General features: G+C 71.4%; 17 protein-coding genes, 1 tRNA gene and 1 other RNA gene. 6 read left to right on the forward strand and 13 right to left on the reverse strand.

All coding sequences use genetic code 11. From position 1 onward, the window contains the following. Positions 1–93: 93 nt before the first annotated feature. Together D8M39_RS01475 and D8M39_RS01480 are read left to right on the forward strand one after the other, a co-directional pair. Positions 94–1,833: an ATP-binding protein gene (locus D8M39_RS01475; protein WP_055086491.1), complete on the forward strand. Its 1,740-nt coding sequence runs from the start codon at positions 94–96 to the stop codon at positions 1,831–1,833. After that, positions 1,830–2,486 carry a response regulator gene (locus D8M39_RS01480; RefSeq protein ID WP_055086489.1) on the forward strand — a complete coding sequence of 219 codons (657 nt, stop codon included), beginning with the start codon at positions 1,830–1,832 and terminating at the stop codon, positions 2,484–2,486. Before D8M39_RS01475 ends, D8M39_RS01480 begins: the two co-directional genes overlap by 4 nt. A 68-nt stretch (positions 2,487–2,554) precedes the next feature. Here the strand turns inward: D8M39_RS01480 and D8M39_RS01485 are convergent, their stop codons facing one another. The 7 genes from D8M39_RS01485 to ffs form a co-directional block, all read right to left on the reverse strand. Then, entirely contained in the window at positions 2,555–2,914 is a 360-nt protein-coding gene (locus D8M39_RS01485; RefSeq protein ID WP_055086487.1) for a Rieske 2Fe-2S domain-containing protein, read from the reverse strand. Further along, entirely contained in the window at positions 2,911–3,849 is a 939-nt protein-coding gene (locus tag D8M39_RS01490; protein WP_083482581.1) for a 3-methyladenine DNA glycosylase, read from the reverse strand. The genes D8M39_RS01485 and D8M39_RS01490 overlap by 4 nt, the downstream gene beginning before the upstream one ends. Then, positions 3,842–4,459, reverse strand: a complete 618-nt coding sequence (locus D8M39_RS01495) for a MarR family winged helix-turn-helix transcriptional regulator (protein ID WP_126874246.1) — start codon at positions 4,457–4,459, stop codon at positions 3,842–3,844. The genes D8M39_RS01490 and D8M39_RS01495 overlap by 8 nt, the downstream gene beginning before the upstream one ends. A 15-nt stretch (positions 4,460–4,474) precedes the next feature. Continuing rightward, positions 4,475–5,761, reverse strand: coding sequence for an aspartate kinase (locus D8M39_RS01500; protein WP_094393120.1), 1,287 nt, complete (start codon positions 5,759–5,761; stop codon positions 4,475–4,477). A gap of 151 nt (positions 5,762–5,912) precedes the next feature. Beyond that, positions 5,913–6,518: a recombination mediator RecR gene (gene recR / locus D8M39_RS01505; protein WP_094393119.1), complete on the reverse strand. Its 606-nt coding sequence runs from the start codon at positions 6,516–6,518 to the stop codon at positions 5,913–5,915. A gap of 266 nt (positions 6,519–6,784) precedes the next feature. Continuing rightward, positions 6,785–10,444: a DNA polymerase III subunit gamma and tau gene (locus D8M39_RS13120; protein WP_126874247.1), complete on the reverse strand. Its 3,660-nt coding sequence runs from the start codon at positions 10,442–10,444 to the stop codon at positions 6,785–6,787. Between the two features lie 63 nt (positions 10,445–10,507). Continuing rightward, an RNA gene (ffs, locus tag D8M39_RS01515) (signal recognition particle sRNA small type) lies at positions 10,508–10,604 on the reverse strand. A 139-nt stretch (positions 10,605–10,743) separates the two neighbouring features. Here ffs and D8M39_RS01520 point away from each other — a divergent pair. The 3 genes from D8M39_RS01520 (at position 10,744) to D8M39_RS01530 (ending at position 14,873) form a co-directional block, all read left to right on the forward strand. Next, positions 10,744–10,831, forward strand: a tRNA-Ser gene (locus tag D8M39_RS01520). Positions 10,832–11,028: 197 nt separating this feature from the next. Next, positions 11,029–11,892: a glycosyltransferase family 25 protein gene (locus D8M39_RS01525; RefSeq protein WP_126874248.1), complete on the forward strand. Its 864-nt coding sequence runs from the start codon at positions 11,029–11,031 to the stop codon at positions 11,890–11,892. 236 nt (positions 11,893–12,128) lie between these two features. After that, the gene (locus tag D8M39_RS01530) at positions 12,129–14,873 is read left to right on the forward strand and encodes an aminotransferase class I/II-fold pyridoxal phosphate-dependent enzyme (RefSeq protein WP_055082184.1); all 2,745 of its coding nucleotides are present in this window, start codon (positions 12,129–12,131) and stop codon (positions 14,871–14,873) included. A gap of 12 nt (positions 14,874–14,885) precedes the next feature. Here D8M39_RS01530 and D8M39_RS01535 read toward each other — a convergent pair whose 3' ends face one another. From D8M39_RS01535 to D8M39_RS01545, 3 genes are all read right to left on the reverse strand, one after another. Beyond that, positions 14,886–15,278, reverse strand: a complete 393-nt coding sequence (locus D8M39_RS01535) for a hypothetical protein (protein WP_055082186.1) — start codon at positions 15,276–15,278, stop codon at positions 14,886–14,888. 203 nt (positions 15,279–15,481) lie between these two features. After that, entirely contained in the window at positions 15,482–16,147 is a 666-nt protein-coding gene (locus D8M39_RS01540; protein ID WP_055082188.1) for a TetR/AcrR family transcriptional regulator, read from the reverse strand. A 150-nt stretch (positions 16,148–16,297) separates the two neighbouring features. Continuing rightward, positions 16,298–17,125 (reverse strand): hydroxymethylpyrimidine/phosphomethylpyrimidine kinase, encoded by an 828-nt coding sequence (locus D8M39_RS01545; protein ID WP_055082191.1) that lies wholly within the window; start codon positions 17,123–17,125, stop codon positions 16,298–16,300. Positions 17,126–17,279: 154 nt separating this feature from the next. Between D8M39_RS01545 and D8M39_RS01550 the strand changes: the two genes are divergently transcribed. Further along, complete coding sequence (locus D8M39_RS01550) at positions 17,280–18,050, forward strand: queuosine precursor transporter (RefSeq protein ID WP_126874249.1); 771 nt, start codon at positions 17,280–17,282, stop codon at positions 18,048–18,050. A 49-nt stretch (positions 18,051–18,099) separates the two neighbouring features. Here the strand turns inward: D8M39_RS01550 and D8M39_RS01555 are convergent, their stop codons facing one another. Genes D8M39_RS01555 through D8M39_RS01565 form a run of 3 tightly spaced genes read right to left on the reverse strand, consistent with a single transcriptional unit; the run spans position 18,100 to position 21,906 of the window. Then, on the reverse strand, positions 18,100–18,954 hold the full coding sequence (locus D8M39_RS01555; protein ID WP_126874261.1) for an MBL fold metallo-hydrolase: 855 nt from the start codon (positions 18,952–18,954) through the stop codon (positions 18,100–18,102). Between the two features lie 2 nt (positions 18,955–18,956). Next, positions 18,957–20,150 carry a serine hydrolase gene (locus D8M39_RS01560; RefSeq protein WP_126874250.1) on the reverse strand — a complete coding sequence of 398 codons (1,194 nt, stop codon included), beginning with the start codon at positions 20,148–20,150 and terminating at the stop codon, positions 18,957–18,959. Between the two features lies 1 nt (position 20,151). After that, complete coding sequence (locus tag D8M39_RS01565) at positions 20,152–21,906, reverse strand: biotin carboxylase (protein WP_238693901.1); 1,755 nt, start codon at positions 21,904–21,906, stop codon at positions 20,152–20,154. Between the last annotated feature and the right edge of the window lie 156 nt (positions 21,907–22,062).

The following is a 22,062-nucleotide window of genomic DNA, read 5'->3' on the forward strand; positions in this document are numbered from 1 at the left end:
CGCGGGCCGTTGTGCTCATTGCCGCTGGATGTGCTCGTTGCGCCGTTTGTGCGCATTGTGCTCACGAGGTGTTCAGAGACCTAGGATGAGCCCATGGCCACCGGACGCACCCCCGCGGGAACGTTCACCACCCGCATGCTGGTGGTGCTGTTCGGCATCGTGGCCGGGATCGTCGTGCTGTGCCTCGCCGCCGTGCTCGTGCTGAGCGTGGAGCGCGTGTACGACCAGGCGGAGCGGGAGGCCCTGGGGATCGGGCGCACGCTCGCCGCGGACCCCGCCGTCGTCGACGCCGCACGGGAGAGTTCCGGCGCCACCTCCCTCGACGCCGCGCGGCTCGCGGACGGGCCCGTCCAGCAGCGCGCGGAGGCGGTGCGCCAGCGCACCGGGGCGCTGTTCGTGGTGGTCACCAACGACCGCGGCGTGCGCCTCTCCCATCCCGACGCCGCCGAGCTCGGCCGGGAGGTCAGCACCTCGCCGGACGCCCTGGGCGGGCGGGAGTCCGTCTCGCGGGACGCGGGGACGCTCGGCGAGTCCGTGCGGGCGAAGGTGCCCGTGCGGGAGGGCGAGCGCGTGGTCGGCGAGGTCAGCGTGGGCGTGCCCGTCTCCGTCGTGACCGGGCAGGTGCGCCAGGCGGCCGTGTCCATCGCGATCATTGCCGTGCTGGCCATGGCGCTCGCCGCGGGGGCGGCCGCGCTGCTCGTGCGGTGGCTGCGCCGCACCACGCTCGGGCTCGAGCCGGAGGAGATGGCGCAGCTCGTGCGGGACCAGGAGGCCGTGCTCTACGGGGTGGAGGACGGCGTGATCGGCATCGGCCCGGACGGCCGGATCAGCATCCGCAACAAGGCCGCGCGCATGATGCTCGACCTGCCGCGGCGCTCGGAGGCCGCGGACGTGGTGGGCAGGCCGTACACGCAGGCCGGTTTCGACGACGCCCTCACCCAGGCCATCACGCGGCAGCGCTCCGGGGAGGGCGCCGAGGCGTCGGTCGTCCGCCTGGACACCTCCCACCGCTCGATCCGCGCCCAGGTGCAGGGCGTCCACCGGGACGGCGTGGACCTCGGCCAGGTGGTGCTGCTGCGAGACCTCACCGCGGTGGAAGACCTGCGCAGCCGGCTCTCCGCGATGCGCGCGATGACCGATGCGCTGCGCGCCCAGCGCCACGAGTTCGCCAACCGGCTGCACACCATCTCCGGGCTGCTCGCCAACGGGGAGAGCGAGCACGCGCGGGACTACGTCGCGCAGATCATGGCCTCCGGGCCCGTGCGGGATCCCGTGGCGAACATCTCCGCCGTGACGGACCCGTTCCTGCGCGCGTTCATCGGTGCCAAGGGGGTCCAGGCCCACGAGCGCGGCGTCGACCTGCGGGTGGGCCCGGAGACGGTGCTGGAGGGCCAGCTCGTGGAGGCGCAGGACGTGACGGCGATCCTGGGCAACCTGATCGACAACGCTCTGACAGCGGTCATCGAGGCGCCCGAGGGTTCTGCGCCGGCCGGGGACAGCTCCCCGGCGGACGGGGACGGCGGGCGCTGGGTGGAGGTGGACCTCATCGGGGAGGGCTCCACGCTCCACCTCGCGGTGGCGGACTCCGGCGCGGGCGTGGCCTCGGGGCTGGACATCTTCGCCTCCGGGGTCAGCACGCGCGAGGAACCGGGCCTGGACGTCCACGGCCACGGGGTGGGGCTCAGCCTCTCCCGGCGGCTGGCCCGCACCATGGGCGGGGACGTGTGGCTCGCGGACCCCGGCGGGGCGGAGGAGGGGCAGGGCGCGGTCTTCGTCGCGCGGCTGCCGGGCGTGCTGGCAGTGGGAACGGACACGGAGCAGGGGGAACCATGAGCGACTTCAGGGTGCTGGTCATCGACGACGACTTCCACGTGGCCGCGCTGCACGTGGGCTACGTGGACGCCGTCCCGGGGTTCACGGCGCTGCCGCCGGTGCACGACCTGCGGGCCGTGAGCAGGGCGGTGGCCGAGACGTCACCGGATCTCATGCTCGTGGACATGTACTTCCCCCAGGGCTCCGGGCTGGACGTGCTGCGCGCCGTGGACGTGGACGCCTTCGTGCTCTCGGCGGCGTCCGAGCGTGCCACCGTCACGGCGGCGTTCCGGCGCGGGGCGCTCGCCTACCTGCTCAAGCCCTTCGAGCCGGAGGCGCTGCAGTCCAAGCTGCGCGGCTACGCCCGCTACCGTCGCCAGCTGGACGCTCCCGGGCCCCTGGACCAGGCGGCGATCGACCGTGCGCGCAGGGCGGTGACGGGTGCGGAGGAGACGTCCTCCGGGCCGAGCGCGTCCGCCACGGAGACCTCGGTGCTCGCCGCCGTGGTGGAGGGCGGGGAGGTCACGGTGATGGACGTGGCCCGCGCCGTGGGGATCTCCCGGGCCACGGCTCAGCGCTACCTCTCGGCCATGGCCCAGCGCGGTGAACTGCGCCTGGAGCTGCGCTACGGCAGCCGCGGCCGCCCCGAGCACCGCTACGTGCACGTGGCCTGACGCGCCGGACCCGCGGTCACCTCGACGCTCACGGCTGCGCTTCGGGACTCACAGCTGCGCCTCGACACTCACAGCCGCACCTCGACGACGCCGGCGACCTCCCGGCACGGGTGCTCCGCGAGGTTCTTGGCAGGGTCCGGAGGTGCAGTGCGTCCGGCATCCAGTGCCAGACGCGAACCCCCGAACGTCCCCGCGAGGTCGAAGACCCAGAAGTGGTTGGGGCACTCCAGATGGTCCGCCCCGGAGCTCGGGCTCCGGCACACCGTGGCGCCCTGGTGGGGGCACTCGTTCGCGAGGGCGTGCAGCCGCCCGGCTCCGTCCCTGGTGAGCACCAGCGCCCGCCCGGCCACGCGCACCGGCACCGCGCTGAGCGGTTCCGCGAGCGCCCGGGCGACCGCGGCGGCGTCGGGAACCTCGTGCCAGCTCACGCCGCGACCGCCAGCAGCCGGTCCGTGGCGGCCACCAGCCGGGGGCGCAGGGAGGCACCGCGCGCGGCGAACGCCCGCTGCCGGCGCACGTACTCCGCCTTGCCCTCCGGTGTCTCGATCCGCACGGGCTCCACGTCCCAGTCCTGGAGGTCGTAGGGGGAGGCCGCCATGTCCGTGGCGCGGACGTCCCACGCCAGCTCGAAGCAGTCGGCCAGCAGGTCCGAGTCCACGGCCGGCAGCAGCTTGTACGCCCACTTGTAGAGGTCCATGGTGGCGTGCAGGCAGCCGGGCTGCTCCATCCTGCGCTGCGTCTCCCGGGTGGGCTGCAGCTGGTTGCGCTCCACCGCCTGCGGCTGGAAGAAGCGGAACGCGTCGTAGTGGGAGCAGCGGATCCTGTGGGTCTCCACCACCTCGTCCGTGCCCTCGGCTCCCAGTCGCAGCGGTGCGTCCTCGTGGCGCACCCCGTTGCTCTCGGCCCGGTACGCCATGGCCCACTCGTGCAGCCCGAAGCAGTCGAAGGTCGCGGGGTTGGCCGCTGTTCTGCCGAGCAGCTCGCGGGTGAACCGCACCGCCGTCTCGCGCTTGGCGAGGAAGGCCTCGGCCGCCACGACGACGCCGCTCGCGCCCTCGGGCGCGCCCGCCGCCGTCAGCTCCGCGGGCGTGGCGGCACGGTAGAACTTCCACTCCTCGCGCTCCGGGGCGTCCAGGAGGATCACCCCGGGGCCCTGGTGCCAGCGCGTGAACTGGCCGGGGGAGAGCGTGTAGTAGGTGAAGAGGAAGTCCTCCACCGGGTGCTTCTCCCCGCGGAACCGCCGGTCCAGGAAGGGCTGGGTCCACGGTCTCACACGTGCCTCGTGGGCCTCTGCGCGGCGGGTCCACTCCTCGCGGGGCATGCACGTGAGCAGGTTTTCCGCGCCGGGGGTGGGCTCAGGCATCGTCGAGGTCCCGGGCGCTGGTGATGAGCCGGTGCATCTGCTCGTTGAGGGCGTGCACCTGGTCCGGGCCGATGTTCAGCCGCTGCATCATGCGCAGCGGGACCTCTCTCGCCCGCTCCCGCAGGGCCGTGCCCTCCGGGGTGAGGGCGACGGCCAGTGCGCGCTCGTTGTGGGGATCGCGCTCGCGCGTCACGTACCCCCGGGCCTCGAGCCGTTTGAGCAGCGGCGAGATGGTGGCGGAGTCCTGGTTCATCTGCTCCGCGAGGTCCTTCACCGTGCGCGGCGCGGAACCCCACAGCGCGAGCATCACCAGGTACTGGGGGTGCGTGAGCCCCAGCGGTTCCAGGACCGGGCGGTAGCTCTGCACCACCGTGCGCGAGGCCACCGACAGCGAGAAGCACAGCTGATTGGCCAGGGCCAGGGGGTCCTCGACGGGGCCCTGCCCCGGCTCCGGGCGCGCGTCAGGTCCCCGGGCGGCGTCGGGCTCCTGCGCCTGGCGCGGCTCCCCGGCCCCGGGAGCCTCTGCGGTGTCGGAAGTCGTCGGGCGTCCAGGCGCGTCAGAGGCGCCCGGCGTGCCAGGGGTCGCGCGGTCGGAGGTGTCAGCGGCCATGGGTGGAAGCCCGGGTCAGCGTCCCGTGCCGCCGTAGACCGTGGCGGTCTCGTCCGAGTCCAGGCCGAAGGCGGTGTGGACGGCTCGCACGGCGTCGTCGAGCCTGTCCACGCCGGTGACGATCGAGATGCGCACCTCGGAGGTGGAGATCATGTCCACGTTGACGTTCGCGTCCGCCAGGGCCTCGAAGAACGTGAACGCCACGCCCGTGTTGGTCTTCATGCCCGCGCCCACCAGGGAGAGCTTGCCCACCTCGCTGTTGTAGTCCAGGCGGGTGTAGCCGATCTTCTCCTCGGCGGCGCGCAGCAGGTTCATGGCCAGCTCACCCTGGGACTCGTCCAGGGTGAAGGACACGTCCGTGAGGGGGTGCTCGCCCGTGGAGACGTTCTGCACGATCATGTCCACGTTGACCTTGGAGTCCGCCAGCAGGCGGAAGATCCGCGAGGCGATGCCCGGGTGGTCCGGCGCTCCGACGATCGTGATCTTGGCCTGGCTGCGATCATGCGCGAGACCGGCGATCAACGGCTGTTCCAAGGGAATCTCCTTCTGGGGCGTGGGCATCTCATCGGGGCTGGGAATCACCCAGGTGCCCTGGTTGTGGGTGAAGGACGAGCGGACGTGCAGCCGCACGCCGAAACGGCGGGCGTACTCCACGCAGCGCAGGTGCAGGATCTTGGCGCCGTTGGCCGCGAGCTCGAGCATCTCCTCGGAGGAGACGCGGTCCAGCTTCCGGGCGGAGGGCACGATGCGCGGGTCCGCGGAGTAGACCCCGTCCACGTCCGAGTAGATCTCGCACACGTCCGCGTCCAGTGCGGCGGCCAGTGCCACGGCGGTGGTGTCCGAGCCGCCACGGCCGAGCGTGGTGATGTCCTTGGAGGTGCGGTTCATGCCCTGGAAGCCGGCGATGATGGCCACGTTGCCGGCCTCGAGCGCCTCGCTCACGCGCAGCGGGCTGACCTCCACGAGCTTCGCGGCACCGTGGGCGCCGTCCGTAATCATCCCGGCCTGGGAGCCGGTGAACGACTGCGCGGGCACCCCGAGGTCCGAGATGGCCATGGCCAGCAGCGCCATGGAGATCCGCTCCCCAGAGGTCAGCAGCATGTCCAGCTCACGGGCCGGTGGCTTGCGGGCGACCTCGTTGGCGAGGTCCAGCAGGTCGTCCGTGGTGTCACCCATGGCGGAGACCACGACGACGACCTGGTGTCCGGCGTTCCGGGTCTCGGCGACCCGCCGGGCGACCCGACGCACGCCGTCGGCATCGGCGACGGACGAACCGCCGTACTTCTGGACAATGAGGCTCATGCATTCCTCTCACGGACAGGCACGCATCCCGACGGGCGGGAGGTGACGGGGATCAGTGCCCATGCTATCGGCTCACCCGCCGCGGCCCCGAGCCGGTGGGACGGCGCAGGTCACACACGTCGGCGGTGACTTCCGGGCCCGACGCCGCGTGTCAGCCGGCCTCGGAGACCACCGTGCGGCCCTCGAACGCGCGGCCCAGCGTGACCTCGTCCGCGTACTCGAGGTCACCGCCCACGGGCAGTCCGGACGCCAGGCGGGTCACCCGGATGCCGAGGGTCTTCAGCAGCCGGGAGAGGTAGGTGGCGGTCGCCTCGCCCTCCAGGTTGGGGTCCGTGGCCAGGACGATCTCCTGGACCGCCTCGTCCGACAGGCGGGTCATCAGCTCACGGATGCGCAGCTGGTCCGGCCCCACGCCCTGCAGCGGGGAGATGGCGCCGCCGAGCACGTGGTAGAGGCCCCGGTAGCTGCGGGTGCGTTCGATGGCCATGACGTCCTTGGACTCCTCGACCACGCAGATCACGCTGCGGTCCCGGCGGGCGTCACGGCAGATGGCGCACTCCGCCTGCTCGGTGACGTTGCCGCAGATCACGCAGAAGGACACAGAGGTCTTCACCGTGGTGATGGCGTCCACGAGCTGCTGGACCTCGTCCTTGTCCGCGTCCAGCAGGTGGAACGCAATGCGCTGGGCGGACTTCGGCCCCACGCCGGGCAGCCTGCCCAGCTCGTCGATCAGGTCTTGAACCGGTCCTTCGTACACCGTGCTCCTTCAGTGGTCTGCGGTGCGGGGGTCGCCCGCTCGATGACGCCGCCCGGGCTGCTTGCTCCGGACTCCGTGCTCCGGGTGCTGGATCGTGGAATCTGTGCCCTGTGCCCTGTGCCCCGGGGTGTGGGTGCAGCTTGCCCGTTCCGGAACACCGGACTCGGTCCTGGCACCGGTTGACGCGCCCTGGAGACCGGGCCGGGATCCGATCCCGCTCCGGCCTGTGCGTTCGGCGCTCGGCACACGGGGCCGGGGCGCACTGGTCACTGGTTCGCGTCGTGTGCTCGTTCGTCGATCAGCATGCCACCCAGGATCCGCTCGATCGCTGCCCGACCATACAGGGACGAGTCCTCGAGGGACTCGTCGTCCGCGCCGGGAACGAAGTTCTCGTCGTCAGCGCTCGACCCCGTGCCGTCACCGCGCTGCCCGCCGTTCTGGTCTGCGGTTCCGGGGGTGGTGGCACGCGCGGCAGCGATCGCGTCGGCGTGGCGTTCGCGCCAGCTGGGACGGCTCCCCGGTTGCCTGCCCTGCGAGCCCGCGGATGCGGTATCGCCACCGTGGTTGCTGTTGCCAGTGCCAGTGCCAGTGCCAGTGCCAGTGCCAGGGCCGGTGCCGTGTCCGCTGCCGGTGGCACCGGGACTGCCGTTGCCGTCGCCGGGAGCACTGCCCCCGTCGGGGCGGGGAGCGGTGCCAGCGCCGCCGCGAGGGCCACTGCGGGCATCGGCGGCCGCCGGTGCGTGTGCTCCGGGCCCCGGTTCCGTGACCCGATCCGGTGCCGGGGTGTCCCGGCGTGGAACCGGTCGCGTCCGGCTCAGCGGGGCGTCGTACATGTCCGCGGGCGGCTCGTCCTCCGGGGGAGGCGGGGGTTCGTCCGGGCTCCAGTACTCGGGCCCGCGGTCCGCGTGACGATCTGTCCCTCGCGATGACTGAGGTGAGGACTGGTGCGGGGACCCGGACGGGGACGAATCTCCGGGCTGACCGGTCTGGGGCGAGGCCCCGGATGCGGCAGAGCCCCCGGGGTGAGACCATCCTCCGGACCGATGCGAGGGTTCGGACTGGGATGACGACTGGGCCGACGACGCTGGACCAGGCACGGATGTCCCCGGTGCCGCCAGCCCGGGATCCACGGTCACCGCCTCCGCAGAGTCCTCCGCAGCAGACTCCCCGGCAGGGGAACCCGGTGCCTCCGACTGCGCGGCCTCCGCTGAGGGACCTGCGGGATCCGCGTGGGCGGGCGGTTCTGAACCGACGGCGTCGGGCGTGCTGGCCGCAATCCGCTCGGGCTCACCGTGCTCCCGCCGGGGGTGCTCCGACGTGGAATCTTCGCCCCCCTGGGGTGCGGACGCAGCGGCGGCGTCAGCGGCGTGGGCCACCTCGGCCGCATTGGAGGTGGTACCCGGGCCTGTGTCCGGCTTCGTGGTGGAACCCGGCTGCGGGATGGCGGCAACGGACCAGGACGTGACGGGCTCGTCATCGTCCTCGGCGAGAGCGGTGGCGGTCCGCGACGGGGCGGGGTCCCGGTTCTGCGGGCCGCGGTGGCGGTTGACCCCGAAGCCCTCGGGGTCGCGGAAGTAGTCGGGCTGATCGCGGGAGCGTCCGTCGGCGGGTGCCCCTCCTGTCGGGCGGCGGCCGCGCGAGGGCCCCTGTGCGCTGGACGCACCCTGCCCGTTGGACCCGTTGGACCCGTTGGACCCGTTGGACCCGTTCGGCCGGTTTGGCGGCCCGTTCGTCCCACCGGGCCCGTTGGTCGGACGGGGGCCCGGGCCGCCGGGTTCCTGTCCCCGGGAACGGCCCTGGGTGTCCCCGGGGCGCACGGCCTCCACGGCGCAGTCCAGGCCCACGACGGTCTGGATGGCGTTACGGACGTCCGCCTCGAAGCGGGGGAAGTTGAGGATGTCGCCGTCGCCCTCGAACGCGATCCGCAGTGTGCCGTTCTCGTACGAGATGGGGGTGCCGCGCACGGTGATGGCCCAGGCGACACGACGGATCTCCGCCAGGGCGGAGACGATCTCGGGCCACGAGGAGCGCAGCAGCTCGAGCTCGCCGCTGGTGACGTCGCTCGGGGCGCTCTGCTCCTCCGGAACCTGCGGCGGCTGCGGGGCGGCCTCCCGGGACGCGGTGCGCTCGGAGACGCTGTCCGTCGAGGTGCCACCGGATGCCGACGTGCTGGAGGTGGCCGTGGCGGACGCGGGGATGCCGGACGAGGGGGCGGCGGGTGCGTCGGCCCGGGAGTGGGCGGCGTCGGGCCCGGAACCCGGGCGCGACTGTGCTGCCGGCGCGGGCTGCTGGGCGGGACGGGAGGTCCCCTCCTGCATCCGGGAACCGGCGAGCGAGGACTGCTGTGAATCGTCGACGGTGCCGTCGGCCGGGGGATGCTGCGCCTGGGGTCCGCGGGCCTGCTCCGGCACGGGCTCACCGGCCGCGGGGTGGGCGCTTCCCTCCGTCTCCTCGGACTCGTCCTGCGGGTCGGTGGGCTCCCGGACGTCCGGGGTCTGCTCGGTGGGCCGACCCTCGGCCGAGCCGTTCGCGTCCGCACCGGCCGGGGTGGAGCCGTCCGGGGCCACGGGCAGCGAGGGACCGTCCTGCTCGCCACCGCGCGGCTGCTCGACGACCGGAGAAGTCTCGTGGCCCGCCGTCGCCGGGGGGGCGGGCGCAGTGGGTTCCGGCGTTGCGGGTTCGGGCGCTACAGGTTCGGGTGCCGCGGTTCCGGCGGACGACGTCGCGGTGTCCCCCGTTCCCTGCCGGATCCCGGCCCCGCGCGGGATGCTCAGCCGACGCTCCAGCCGGTCCACGCGGGAGGTGATGCCGCGCGTGGTGTGGTCCGCGGCGGGCAGCAGGATCCGAGCGCACAGCAGCTCCAGGTGCAGCTGCGGGGAGGTGGCACCCGTCATCTCGTTGAGCGCCTCGTTGATGATGTCCGCGGAGCGGGACAGCTCCGCCGCGCCCAGCTGGGTGCTCTGGTTGCGCAGCCGGTTGATCTGGTCCGTGGGCATGCCGTGCAGGATGTTGTCCGCGGAGTCCGGCACCGCGTTGACCACCACAAGGTCCCGGAAGCGTTCCAGCAGGTCCTCCACGAAGCGGCGGGGGTCCTGGCCCGTCTGGATCACCCGGTCCACCGAGGAGAAGACCGTGGCGGCGTCTCCGGCGGCGAAGGCGTCCACGACGTCGTCGAGCAGGGCGGCGTGCGTGTAGCCCAGCAGGGCGACGGCGAGGTCGTAGGTGATGCCGTTCTCGTCCGAGCCGGCCATGAGCTGGTCCAGCACGGAGAGCGAGTCGCGCACGGAGCCGCCGCCGGCGCGGACCACGAGGGAGAGCACACCCGGTTCGGTGGCCACGCCCTCCTCCCGGCACAGCTGCTCCAGGTACGTCATGAGCGGCTCCGGGGGCACCAGCCGGAACGGGTAGTGGTGCGTGCGGGAACGGATGGTGGTGAGGACCTTGGACGGCTCCGTGGTGGCGAAGATGAACTTCACGTGCTCCGGCGGCTCCTCCACGATTTTCAGGAGCGCGTTGAAGCCCTCTCGCGTGACCATGTGAGCCTCGTCGATGATGAAGATCTTGTAGCGGTCCCGCACGGGCGCGAAGGTGGCGCGCTCGCGCAGGTCACGGGCATGGTCCACGCCGCCGTGAGAGGCAGCGTCCATCTCGATGACGTCCAGGGAGCCGGCACCGTCCCGGGCGAGGTCCCGGCAGGACTCGCAGTGGCCGCAGGGCGTGGCAGTGGGGCCCTCCGCGCAGTTCAGGCAGCGCGCGAGAATGCGGGCCGAGGTGGTCTTGCCGCAGCCGCGCGGCCCGGAGAAGAGGTAGGCGTGGTTCACCCTGTTCTTGCGCAGAGCCGTCATGAGGGGCTCGGTCACGTGCTCCTGACCGATGACGTCCTCGAAGGTCTCCGGGCGGTAGCGGCGGTACAGGGCTGTAGTCACGTAGGAAACCTTAGCGGGGGTCTCGGACACGCACCGGGTGCTCGCGGGGGTGGGGAGCGGGAATGAGAAGACCCCCCGTGCACCCGCCAGAGCCCATATACCCTTGCTGCCTTCCGGCCCTGGGGGAGTTTTACGAGATGGCGCCACACGAGGGGCTGACCCATACTTTAGCCCACTCACGCCAGGAGTTCGAACCGCCCCTCCGCCACCCGGCCGTTGCGACGATTCGCGTCCGGCGCCACAACTCCGCTATGCTGATTGCCGCACGTTGCCCGCGTCAGCGGTTCTCGTGCGAGCCTGGAGGATTCGCCTAGCGGCCTATGGCGCACGCCTGGAACGCGTGTTGGGTTAACGCCCTCGGGGGTTCAAATCCCCCATCCTCCGCCACGACCGAGACCCCCGGACCGCCCCACGACGGACCGGGGGTCTCGTCGTTCCGGCCGTTCCAGGAAGGGAGCCACGAGCTCGTTCCGTCCACCTGTGCGGGGGCGCCGCGTGCCCCACCAATCGGCTCTCGACCAACTCGCCACGACAAATGCTCGGCAACCGCCGCAGGGCACCCGCCAGTGGGTACTCTGTGGGTCATGGTCGAACTGCACCTTCCGGTGTCTCGAGCGGTCGTCATCAGCCTCCCCGGCAGCAACAGGCGACCCGGCTTCCTTGCCCAGCCGCTGTCTGGGGCCTTCGACGTCTCGGACGCCTTCCACGGTGCCACCCAGGACTGGGGCCCTCTCTTCAGCGCGGAGCGTTTCGCCGAGCGGTACGGTCGTCCTCCGTTGCCCGGACAGATCGGGTGCGCCGTCAGCCATGCCCAGGTCATCCGGCAGTTCGCCGTCGAGAGCGGCGAGGAAACGGATCTGCTCCTCGTGGCGGAGGACGACGCGCGGTTCACCGTGGACTTCCCGCTCGTTCTGCGTGCGCTCGCGAGTGCGCCGCTCCCGTACGATGTCGTGGTGCTCGCGGACGGCTGGGGCATCCATCCGCGGCTCCACGTCCGCCGCATGTTCATGGGCATGTCGCAGCTGTCCCTCCTGTCACGTGTGATCCGCGGCGGTGAGCGCAGCTACCGCGTGGGCCGGCTCGCCGGCCAGGGTGACTGCACGGGTCTGTACCTGTTCACGCGTCGAGGTGCGCGACTCTTCGATGCCTTCGTGCGGTCCCTGCCCGATGGAAAGCTCGACTTCGTCTCCGACGCGTGGTCGCTTTTCCGGGACGAGGCGGGGCTGGACGTGGCGTTCCTGCGTCCCAGCCTGGTCACCTTTGCCGGTGTCTCGAGCGTCCGACCCCCGGACGTTCTGGCCCGCGAAGCCGAGGAGGATGCGGTGGCCCCACCGAGGACCTTCCGGACCCGGGTCTCGGAGCGAGTCGCGGTGCGATCGCGGCTCCGTGCCTCGAAGCTTGCCGTCCGCGCCACCGTCGAGGACCTGAGGTTCCGGCGGGGCCGCTGACCGGCGGTGGCCGGGCGACGACGACGTCGTCGGGCCCGGTCCCGCGCGTCTCGGTCGCCGGGCCTCCCGCCCGGATCGCGAGAGCGGCGCCGGACCGTGGACGCGGGCGGGAAACGACCGGATCGCGGGCTGGGTGCACCACCCCGCGGTTCACATCCCGCCGCAGAGTCGGGCCGGTGGCCCCGCCGCGCGTAGGGTGGACTGTGAGCCAGGGCACAGCCGATGATCGGGGAACCATGACACCACGGCCGCACGACGCCGCCGCACCGCGCGCGCAGGATTCCCGCGGGATCTCCGCCCGTCCGGCTCCCATGGAGCGTGACCCCGGAATGCCGGTGTCCACGTGGCGGCTGCGCAGCGACTGCTGGGAGTACCTGGGATTCGCGGTCAAGCGCCTGGCCACGGACCACGACCACGCGGAGGCGCTCGCGGGCGACGGCGAGATCCAGCGCAACCTCCGGGCCCTGGAGACCATCGAGCTCTACTGGGGCGGCTTCGGGCAGCGCTACGTGATGGCCATCCGCGACTTGCTCGAGGCGGGGGACTACCCGGCCGCCCAGGACCGCATCCGGCGCGTGGTCCGGCGGCTGCGCAGGGACACCCTCCCGGACGAGCCCCGGGACGACTTCCTCGACGAGCAGGAGCGCGCCGAGCAGCTCAACGACGAGGAGACCCGGCCGCGTTTCGAGGTCCTGGTGGTCGACCAGATCCGGCCGCAGGACAGGGACGCCCTGCGCGCCGAGACGCTGCGGTTGCGCAACCCCGCTGACGACTTCGTCTACGACTACGTGATCGTCCCGTCCGCGGACGACGCCGTGGCGGCGATCCTCACGAACCCGCACATCCTCGCGTGCGTGCTGCGCCCCGGTTTCAGTGAGCACACACGGGAGAAGTTCAGCAAGGACCTGACGGAGACCGTCGGCCTTGCCCGCGAGCAGGTGGTCCCGGGGGCCGCGTCCGGGCGCAGCTCACTCGCGTCCGTGCAGCGGGTGCTCGGGCTGGCGGACACCCTCTCAGGGCTGCGTCCGGAACTCGACCTCTACCTCGTGGCGGGCGCGCACATCGAGGACCTGGCCGGGGCGCTGACCCGGCGGTTCCGGCGGGTGTTCCGTCGCGAGGACCAGCTGGAGCTGCACCTGTCCCTGCTGCGCCGGGTCTCACACCTCTACGACACGCCCTTCTTCTCCGCCATCCAGGAGCACGCCCGGCGCCCCGTGGGAGTGTTCCACGCGCTGCCCGTGGCTCGCGGGGGCTCGGTGATGTCCTCCCCGTGGATCCGCGACCTCTCGGACTTCTACGGGCTGAACCTGCTGCTCGCGGAGACGAGTGCGACGTCGGGCGGGCTGGACTCGCTGCTCGCACCCACCGGGGCGATCAAGAAGGCGCAGGACCTGGCCACCCGCGCGTACGGGGCCAAGCACACGTTCTTCGTCACGAACGGCACGTCCACGGCCAACAAGATCGTGCACCAGGCGCTCACGGCGCCGAACGACGTGGTCCTCGTGGACCGCAACTGCCACAAGTCCCACCACCACGCCGTGATGCTCACCGGAGCCCGGCCGGCCTACCTGGAGGCGTACCCGCTCAACGACTTCGCGTTCTACGGGGCCGTCCCGCTGAGCCGGATCAAGCAGCTGCTGCTGGACTACAGGGCGCAGGGCCGGTTGGACGAGGTGCGGATGATCACGCTGACCAACTGCACCTTCGACGGCATCGTCTACGACCCCGAGCGGGTCATGGCGGAGTGCCTGGCCATCAAGCCCGACCTCGTGTTCCTGTGGGACGAGGCGTGGTTTGCGTTCGCCGCCTTCCACCCCGTGACACGACGGCGTACGGCCATGGCCTCTGCCCGCAGGCTCGAGCACCGGCTCGGCACTCGCGCCCACGAGGCCGCCCACAGGCAGCAGCAGGAGCGGCTCTACGCGCCGGACGGCACCCCCGCACCGGACGAGGTCTGGCTGACCGAGCGGCTCGTGCCCGCCCCGGACGCCCAGATCCGGGTGTACGCCACGCAGTCCACGCACAAGACCCTCACTGCGCTGCGGCAGGGGTCCATGATCCACGTCTACGACCAGGAGTGGTTCCGGGAGGCGGAGGACCCCTTCCACGAGGCGTTCATGACGCACACCTCGACCTCCCCGAACTACCAGATCCTCGCGTCCCTGGACATCGGGCGTCGGCAGGTGGAGCTCGAGGGCTACGAGCTCGTGCAGAAGCAGCTGGACCTCGCCACGAGTCTTGCCCAGGCGATCGCCCGGCACCCGCTGCTGCGCAGGACCTTCACGGTGCTCACGGCACACCACCTGATCCCGCCGGAGAACCGGCAGACCCAGCGGCCCATGCCCATGCGGGACGGCACCGCGTCCATGTGGAAGGCGTGGGCCGAGGACGAGTTCGTGGTGGACCCCTCGCGCATCACCATCGAGATCAGCCGCACGGGCGTGGACGGGGACACGTTCAAACACGAGTACCTCATGGACCGCTACGGGATCCAGGTCAACAAGACGAGCCGCAACACCGTGCTGTTCATGACGAACATCGGCACCTCCCGCAGTGCGATCGCCTACCTCATAGAGGTGCTGGTGAAACTGGCGGAGCGCTTCGAGGAGGACTGCGCGCAGAGCGCCCCGAGCGTCGTCGCCCCGGACGAGCGGGAGATGCCGCCGCTGCCGGACTTCAGCTCCTTCGCCCCGCCCTACGCCACGGACGGCGTGCTGCCCGACGGGGACATGCGCGCCGCCTTCTACCGCGGTCAGCGAGGGGCCGTGGAGTACGTGCTGGGGGACGCGCTGCGCGAGCGGGTGGCGCGCGGCGAGGAACCCGTCTCGGCGGCCTTCGTGACGCCCTACCCGCCCGGCTTTCCGATCCTGGTGCCGGGCCAGGCCATCACGGCGGAGGTCCTCGCGTTCATGGCTGTGCTCGACACCCGCGAGGTCCACGGCTACGACCCCCGCCGTGGCTACCGCATCATGCGCCGCTGACCCGGCCCACGCCTACTTGCGGCGCGGCGTGAACGTGGTGGAGCACTTCCAGGTGGTGCCGCCGCCGGTGGCGACGACGTCCACGCGCACCGTGCGACCCGGCGTGGCCCCCGCAATGGGATAGCGCACGGCGGCCGTGCCACGGGTGGAGGCCTTGGTGGACTTGGTGTTGGTGGTCGTCTTGTAGTGGGCGCTCGTGGTGACCTTCGCGCCGTTGCCCACCTTGGACACGTTGACGACGGTGGTCGTGTACTGGCGCGGCTGCTTGACGGAGACGCTCGCCTGGCAGGGCCGCACGGTGGCGGCCTCCGAGGGAGCGGTTCCGGCGACGGAGAAGCCCGCCGCCAGCACGAGCGCCGCGAGGGCGGTGGCGGAAGAGCGGCGAAGGGTGGAGACGGTGACCATGACAGGGTCCTTTGTTCCGGACGACCGAGGCACCCAGCCCGATACACAGGGGGACCGGCAGCCCGCCGGTCCGCGCCGTCGTCGTCACGTCCGATGGGGATGGCAGAACTGTAGCCCGCCCAGTGACCGCCCGGTAGGTTTGCGCATGAAAACGGCCCCCGCGTCGGATTGTGACGCGAGGGCCGGTGCTACGGGGAGGCCACTCAGGAGACCGCGCTGAGCACCGGGGGCTGGACGGGCAGGCGCACGGGGTGGAAGTCGGCGTCGAACTGGGCGCCGAGGCCGCGCTGAATGAAGCGGACGGTGGCCTGCGTGCGCTCGTTCTGCGCGCGGGTGCTCTCCACGCTCTTGCTGCGGTCCGCCGTGGCTGTCAGCGAGCCGTGCACCAGCTGGGACAGCTCGGCGGTGTCGCCCTGCGGCAGGTAGCCCTCGTCCATGGCGCGCTGCAGGATCTCCGAGAGCACGGCCTGCAGCTGGGCCACGTGCTTGCCCAGCTTGGCGAAGTCCTCCGGGGAGAGCACCGTGCGCATCGCCTGGCCCGGGGGCAGGTGGCGGCGGCTGAGGTCCTCGATCTGGAAGCGGATGTACACGCCCAGCTGGTCCACCGGGTTCTCGACAGCGGCGAGCTCCCGGTTCAGGTCCGAGACGAAGCGCTCGGTCTTGTCCAGGGCGTAGGCCACGAGCAGCTCGCCCATGTCCGCGAAGTAGTTGTAGACCGCCGTACGGCCCACACCGGCGGTTTTGGCCACGCGGGTCATCGTGAGGTCCGTCAGTCCGTTGCTGTAGAGCAGCTCTCCGAACGCGTCGAGGATGGAGCGCTGCGTGCGCTCGCGCTGCGCGGCGTTGCTGGAGGCTGAGATGCGGGGCATGACGACACCTTATCCGATTCTGTCAGCAAAATGGAGGGTTTGCCGACGGCCGTGGGCTCTTGCCTCCATTCCACCCCATGCGAGCCGGGAATGCCCCGCGGAACAGGACATTCCCGGCAGGCTTACAGGAATCTCAGTGCCGGTGTTCTGTCACGCCTCAGCGGCGAGACCGCCCTGCCACAGGGAGTCGAAGGGCAGGTGCGAGCTCAGCCGGTGCCGGATCCCGGCGGTGACGAAGCTCTTGGCGGTCCGGGCAGCATCCAGGGGAGCCGCACCCTTGGCGAGCTCGGCGGTGATGGCGGCGGCCAGGGAGCACCCGGCGCCGGAGACGGGCACCTCGCTGACCTTGGGCTCGCTGAGCACCTCCAGGGTGGAGCCGTCGTAGAACACGTCCACGGCGTCCGGACCGGCCAGGCGCACGCCACCCTTGGCGAGCACTGCGGCGCCCGAGGAGTCGTGGATGCGCTGCGCGGCCTCCTTGAGGTCCTCCACCGAGTCGATGGACTCCATCCCGGACAGCGAGAGAGACTCGAAGTGGTTGGGCGTCACGAACGTGGCCAGCGGCAGCACCTCCGCCTTCAGCGCCTGGTCCGTGTCCAGGGCGGCGCCGGGCTCCTGGCCCTTGCAGATCAGCACGGGGTCCAGCACCAGGTGCTTGGGCTGCAGGTCCTTCATGGCGGTGGCCACGGTGCGGATGGTGTCCGGGTGGCCGAGCATGCCGATCTTCACGGCGTCCAGGTCGAACGCGGAGGTGATGGTCTGCAGCTGGTTCGCCAGGGTCTGCTGGTCCACGGGGGTCACGCGGTGGTCCCACCCGTTCTCCGGGTCGAACGCCACGATGCACGTGAGCGCGAGGGAGCCGAAGACTCCTAGGGAGGTGAAGGTCTTGATGTCCGCGAGCGCGCCGGCGCCGCCGGTGGCCTCGGAGCCCGCGACGGTCATGGCGACGGGCGGCTGGTTTCGTGTGGTTTCGCTCATGGACAGTATTGTGCTCCGCCCGGCACCGGCCCCGCGAGTTCCACGCCGGGCCGTGACGGGCCGCCCCCGCCCGGGTGCCGCGCCCCACTACACTGGGTGCGACGTCGGGTGGCAGGCGACGTCCCCTCGACGTCCCTCGACTCCAAGGACACCCGTGTCTTCCCACGCCACCCCGCCGCGCCCCTCTGCCGCCGCGCCGCACGCCGTCGCCTCCCCGTCCGGTGACGACCCCGCCGCGCCCCGTCCCGCACGCGGGGCCGCCTTCGCGAGCCGCCCCCGCACGTACTTCGACCTCGTCCTCGCGGGCTACTGCGTGATCCTCGTGCTCTCCAACATCGGGGCCACGAAGGGCGTGCAGTTCGGGCCGGTCATCACGGACGGCGGCTTCTTCCTCTTCCCCCTGGCCTACGTGCTGGGGGACGTGGTCTCGGAGGTCTACGGCTTCCGCGCCGCCCGCCGGGCGATCCTCACCTCGTTCTTCTTCGGGGCGTTCTCGTCCCTGGTGTTCTGGATCGTGATCGCCCTCCCGGCCGCCCCGTTCTACGAGAACCAGTCCGCGTTCGAGGCGGTGCTGGGCCCGGTGCCGCTGATCGTGGCCGGCTCCCTGCTGGGCTACCTGGTGGGGCAGCTGCTCAACGCCTACGTGATGGTCAAGGTCAAGGAGCGCACCAGCGAGAAGCACCTGTGGGCGCGGCTGATCTCCTCGACCCTGGTGGGCGAGCTCGTGGACACGCTGATCTTCTGCGCGGTGGCCGCACCCGTGATCGGGATCGACTCGTGGTCCGCGTTCGCGAACTACGCCGTGGTGGGCTACGTCTACAAGTGCCTCGTGGAGGTCGTGATCATGCCCGTGACCTACGCGGCGATCGCCTGGATCAAGCGCCGGGAGCCCGGCTACGCGCAGGCCGCCACGAACCAGGGGTGAGGCTGGCGGGCAGCGGCGGCAGCGGCGTCGTCGTACCCAGGAGGAGCGCTCAGCGGCCCAGGTAGGCGAGCTGCGCCGCGATCGAGTGCTCGGCCGCGCGGCGCGCCCCGCCGGGGACGTCCGCGTAGACCACGTCCGTGACCGCCTCGACGCTCGCCCCGGAGCCCAGCCTGTCCACGACGCCGCGCACCTCCTCCAGACGCGCTCGCCGGTGCTGCAGCAGCTCCAGGCACGTCTCGCGCAGGTCCGGCAGCGGATCCCCGTGGGCGGGCAGGCCCACGGCACCGGCGCGCTGCGAGAGCCGTTCGAGGGAGGCGAGGTAGTCGGTCAGGGAGCCGTCCGGGTGGTCGATCATGGTGGTGCCGCGGCCCAGCACGGTGTCCCCGGTGAGCACGGTCTCCGGGACGTCGTGGGGCAGGCGGAGGCACACCGAGTCCGAGGTGTGCCCGGGGGCGGCCATCACGCGGATGCTCACGCCGGCGGCCAGGACGGAGTCCCCGTCCCGCAGCGGTTCGCCGCTGTCCCGGCAGAACTCCGGCAGCGCCGCGCGCACGGGGGCGCCGGTGATCTCGTGGAGCCGGTCGATGCCGTCCGTGTGGTCCCCGTGGCGGTGCGTCACGAGGATCAGCGCCACGGTGCCCGTGGCCGCGACGGCCTGCAGGTGCTCCTCGTCCGCGGGCCCCGGGTCCACCACCACCACCTCCGGGCCGGGCCACTCGCCGCGGCCCTGGGCGGACGGGTGGTTGCCGTAGCGCGGGTGCTCCGGGCCCTCACCCCGGCCCGAGAGGATCCAGGTGTTGGTCCCGTCCAGCGTCATGGGGCCGGGGTTGGGGGCGAGCACCACACCCGCCGAGCAGCTCACGCGCTGCAGCTTGCCGGGGACGGCCTCGTAGGGGCGGGCCAGGCTCACAGGCGGCCTTCCTGCACCGCCGCCGCGATCGTGTCGAAGGCCGTGATGGTGCTCAGCAGCATCCAGGCGTCCTGGGGGACCGGCCAGCTGGAGAGCTTCACGGCGACCACACGGGCCGGGCGGTTCACGTAGATCATCTGGCCGTGGATGCCCAGGGCGAGCACCACGTCCGAGCCCTCGCGGGGAATCCAGAACTGGTTGCGGTACATGCCGCCGGGCATCCGGGTGTCCGTGGGGGAGTCCGCGAAGACCTGCCGGGAGTCCGGTGCACCGGTGAGGGTGTCGTGGATCCACTCGGCCGGGGTGACCCGCGCGCCCGTCATGGACACGCCGTCGCCCAGCACCACGCGGCCCACACGGGCCATGTCCCGCAGGGAGGCAGAGATGCCGCCGTCGAACATGCCGGTGCCGGTGGAGTCCACGCCGATGTTGGCGTCCTCCTCCGCACCGATGCGGCTCCACAGCAGCCGGGACATCAGCTGCGGCATGCGGGCGCCGCCAGCGGCCTCACAGATCCAGCCGAGGACGTCCGTCTCCGCCGAGCGGTACTCGAACAGCCCGCCGTGCTCCCGGACCTTCTGCAGGCCCAGGAGGAACTCGTACATGCTGCGCGGGCCCGGGTGGGTCCACGCCTTCCAGCCGATGGCCTCCTCGAGCTGGCGCACCTCGGCGTCCGGGTCCGTGTACTCCTCGGAGAACCGCACACCGGTGCGCATGTCCAGCAGCTGGCGCACGGTGGCGCCTGCGTAGCCGGAGTACGCGAGCTGCGGCACGTACGCGGTCACGGGCGCGTCCGGGTGCAGCAGACCCGCGCCCCACAGGGAGCCCGCCACCAGGCTGACCAGGGACTTGCTCACGGACATCAGCAGATGACGGGTGCCCGGGGCCATGCCGCTCGGGTAGTGCTCCGCGAGCAGGCGGCCGTCGTGCTCCACGAGCCAGCCGTCCGTGTACGTCCAGTCCATGACCTCGCGCACCGTGAGGAACCTGCCGTCCACCGTGACGAGGGGCAGGTCCTCCACGGGGGCGGGTGCGCTCTCGAACGGGGCGGTGGGTGCTGCGGCGCGGGAGATCACGGCGGTGGGCAGGATGTCCGCGATGTGCTGGAAGGACCATGCGAGCTGCTCGGGCGTCTGCCAGTTGTTGAGAGTGACTCCCGCGCCGGGGGAGCTACTGGTTTCGCTCAGCAAGTCAGGCCTTCAAACCTGCGGATCCCCTGGCCCCTGCCGGGCGTACCAGGGGAGTCACGGCGTACATGTTCCGGAAGGACTCGATCAGGTGCTTGGCCCTGATGCTCAGACCGAGGCCGTCCCGGGTGGCGCGCTGCAGCCGTCCCACCGAGACGATGATGCCGAGATCTGCGCCCTTCCAGCGGAACTCGCCGGGACCGTAGATCCGCATGAAAAAGACTTCCGACGAGTTCTGGAGCTGGTGCCAGTCTAGCGCCGCGCGGCGGAAGACCAGTTCCCCGTCCGCGTTCACGAAGTACTGGCCTGTACGGGGTGCCTTGTCGATCCGGGCCACCCCGGGACCGGTCTCCTTGACCACCGCCTGGCTCCACACGTCCACGGCCGCGAGCTCCGCCCAGCGCTCGTTGATCTCGTCCACGTCCAGCTGCACCTCGACGTCCATGTACTGCAGCAGGTGGAACAGGAACAGCGGGATGTCCGCGTACGCGCCCGCCGTGACCTGCGTGATGGCGGTGGCGCCGGAGATGCGCGGGTTCAGCTCGCCCAGGTAGACGTCCTTGGTGTCCGTGTCCACGAGCACGTCCACCTCGAAGAAGCCCTTGTAGCCCTCCTGGCCCAGGCGGTCGCCCAGCCTGCGCACCATGGAGGCCGCCACGGCCCGGGTCTCGTCGTCCAGGACGTCCGGGAAGGTCTCGTTGCCGCACCAGCCGCCGCGGTACGGGGTCAGCTCGGCGTAGCCGGTGAGCTCGGTCATGAACGGGCCCACGATGGTGCCGGCGCTCGTCTGCACCGCCTCCACCGCCACGGGCACGTTGTTGATGCGCTTCATGACCTTGACCTCGTGGCCCACGATCTCGTCCGCGTGCTTCTTCCAGTCCTCCTCCGAGGCGATGAAGAACGTGGTCTTGCCGGAGTCCCCGTAGGCGGTCTGCACCACCAGGTCCGTGCCCAGGCCGTTGTCCTCGGACTGCGCGCGCAGGTCCTCCCAGGAGTCCACGCTGGTGAGGATGTTCGGCACGGACGGCACGCCCACCTCGTTGCCGAGGCGCGTGGTCACGAGCTTCGAGTCGAGCATCTCGCGCAGCTCCGCCTTGGGCAGGATCAGGTCGTAGCCGAGCTCCTCGCAGATCTCCTCCGTCTCCTCGTTGAAGAAGACCAGGGCGATCTTGGGCCGCTTGCCGTGCGGGGTGCGGGACTCGATGTGCGCGCGCACCTCGTGGTGGCGCAGCAGCCAGTTGTTGATGTCCTCGCCGGACTCGAACTCGCGGGCCGGCTTGTCCTTGGGCGTGAAGATGCGCGGGTGGGCACCGTCCCAGCCGTCGTAGTAGGAGACGTAGGACAGGTTGCGGACCCAGCGGTCCAGGCCCAGCAGGTTGAACGGCGTGGCGCCCACGAAGAACACGGGGACGTCGTTGACGCGGAAGAAGTGGCGTACCTCGGACATGTTGCGCAGCACCCGGCGGGTGGGGCCCACGACGTCGAACGGCACGTACTTGGCGTCCGCGGCCACCCCGTAGCCTCCCGCGGAGGTCTCCGGCGAGTCGTCCACGGAGCACGGGCGGCCGGTCTCCGGCTCGGCAGGCACGTCCTCCGGCAGTGATTCGACGGGGGGAGTGGCGAGGTCTGGCCCCGCGGCGTCGTCGACGGCGGGCGTGGCGGCCATGGTCTGCGAGACCTGCGCGCGCAGCAGCTCCTCCTCCGACGCACCCCGTCCTGAAGTCCCCTGAGTTTCCGAACGGCCTGCGGTGTCGGTCACGATGACCACTCCTCTGCATCGGTGTGAGTTCCGTTTATACAGGCCGCCGTTTGTGAGGAGCAACACAGAGGAGCCGAGCACGGGTAATTGCGCACAACGTGTCGTGATGTGGAGAGCCCGCGCGGCGATCAGGACCAGACCGATCATGAGTTCGGA

This window comes from Kocuria sp. HSID17590 (assembly GCF_003989485.1).
Lineage (GTDB): Bacteria > Actinomycetota > Actinomycetes > Actinomycetales > Micrococcaceae > Kocuria > Kocuria salsicia.

Bases quoted from the DNA above. Each gene is read 5' to 3' on its own strand.
- D8M39_RS01475 (WP_055086491.1), top strand. From the start codon at position 94: ATGGCCACCGGACGCACCCCCGCGGGAACGTTCACCACCCGCATGCTG.
- D8M39_RS01480 (WP_055086489.1), top strand. From the start codon at position 1,830: ATGAGCGACTTCAGGGTGCTGGTCATCGACGACGACTTCCACGTGGCC.
- D8M39_RS01490 (WP_083482581.1), bottom strand. From the start codon at position 3,849: ATGCCTGAGCCCACCCCCGGCGCGGAAAACCTGCTCACGTGCATGCCC.
- D8M39_RS01495 (WP_126874246.1), bottom strand. From the start codon at position 4,459: ATGGCCGCTGACACCTCCGACCGCGCGACCCCTGGCACGCCGGGCGCC.
- D8M39_RS01500 (WP_094393120.1), bottom strand. From the start codon at position 5,761: ATGAGCCTCATTGTCCAGAAGTACGGCGGTTCGTCCGTCGCCGATGCC.
- D8M39_RS01525 (WP_126874248.1), top strand. From the start codon at position 11,029: ATGGTCGAACTGCACCTTCCGGTGTCTCGAGCGGTCGTCATCAGCCTC.
- D8M39_RS01530 (WP_055082184.1), top strand. From the start codon at position 12,129: ATGACACCACGGCCGCACGACGCCGCCGCACCGCGCGCGCAGGATTCC.
- D8M39_RS01535 (WP_055082186.1), bottom strand. From the start codon at position 15,278: ATGGTCACCGTCTCCACCCTTCGCCGCTCTTCCGCCACCGCCCTCGCG.
- D8M39_RS01540 (WP_055082188.1), bottom strand. From the start codon at position 16,147: ATGCCCCGCATCTCAGCCTCCAGCAACGCCGCGCAGCGCGAGCGCACG.
- D8M39_RS01545 (WP_055082191.1), bottom strand. From the start codon at position 17,125: ATGAGCGAAACCACACGAAACCAGCCGCCCGTCGCCATGACCGTCGCG.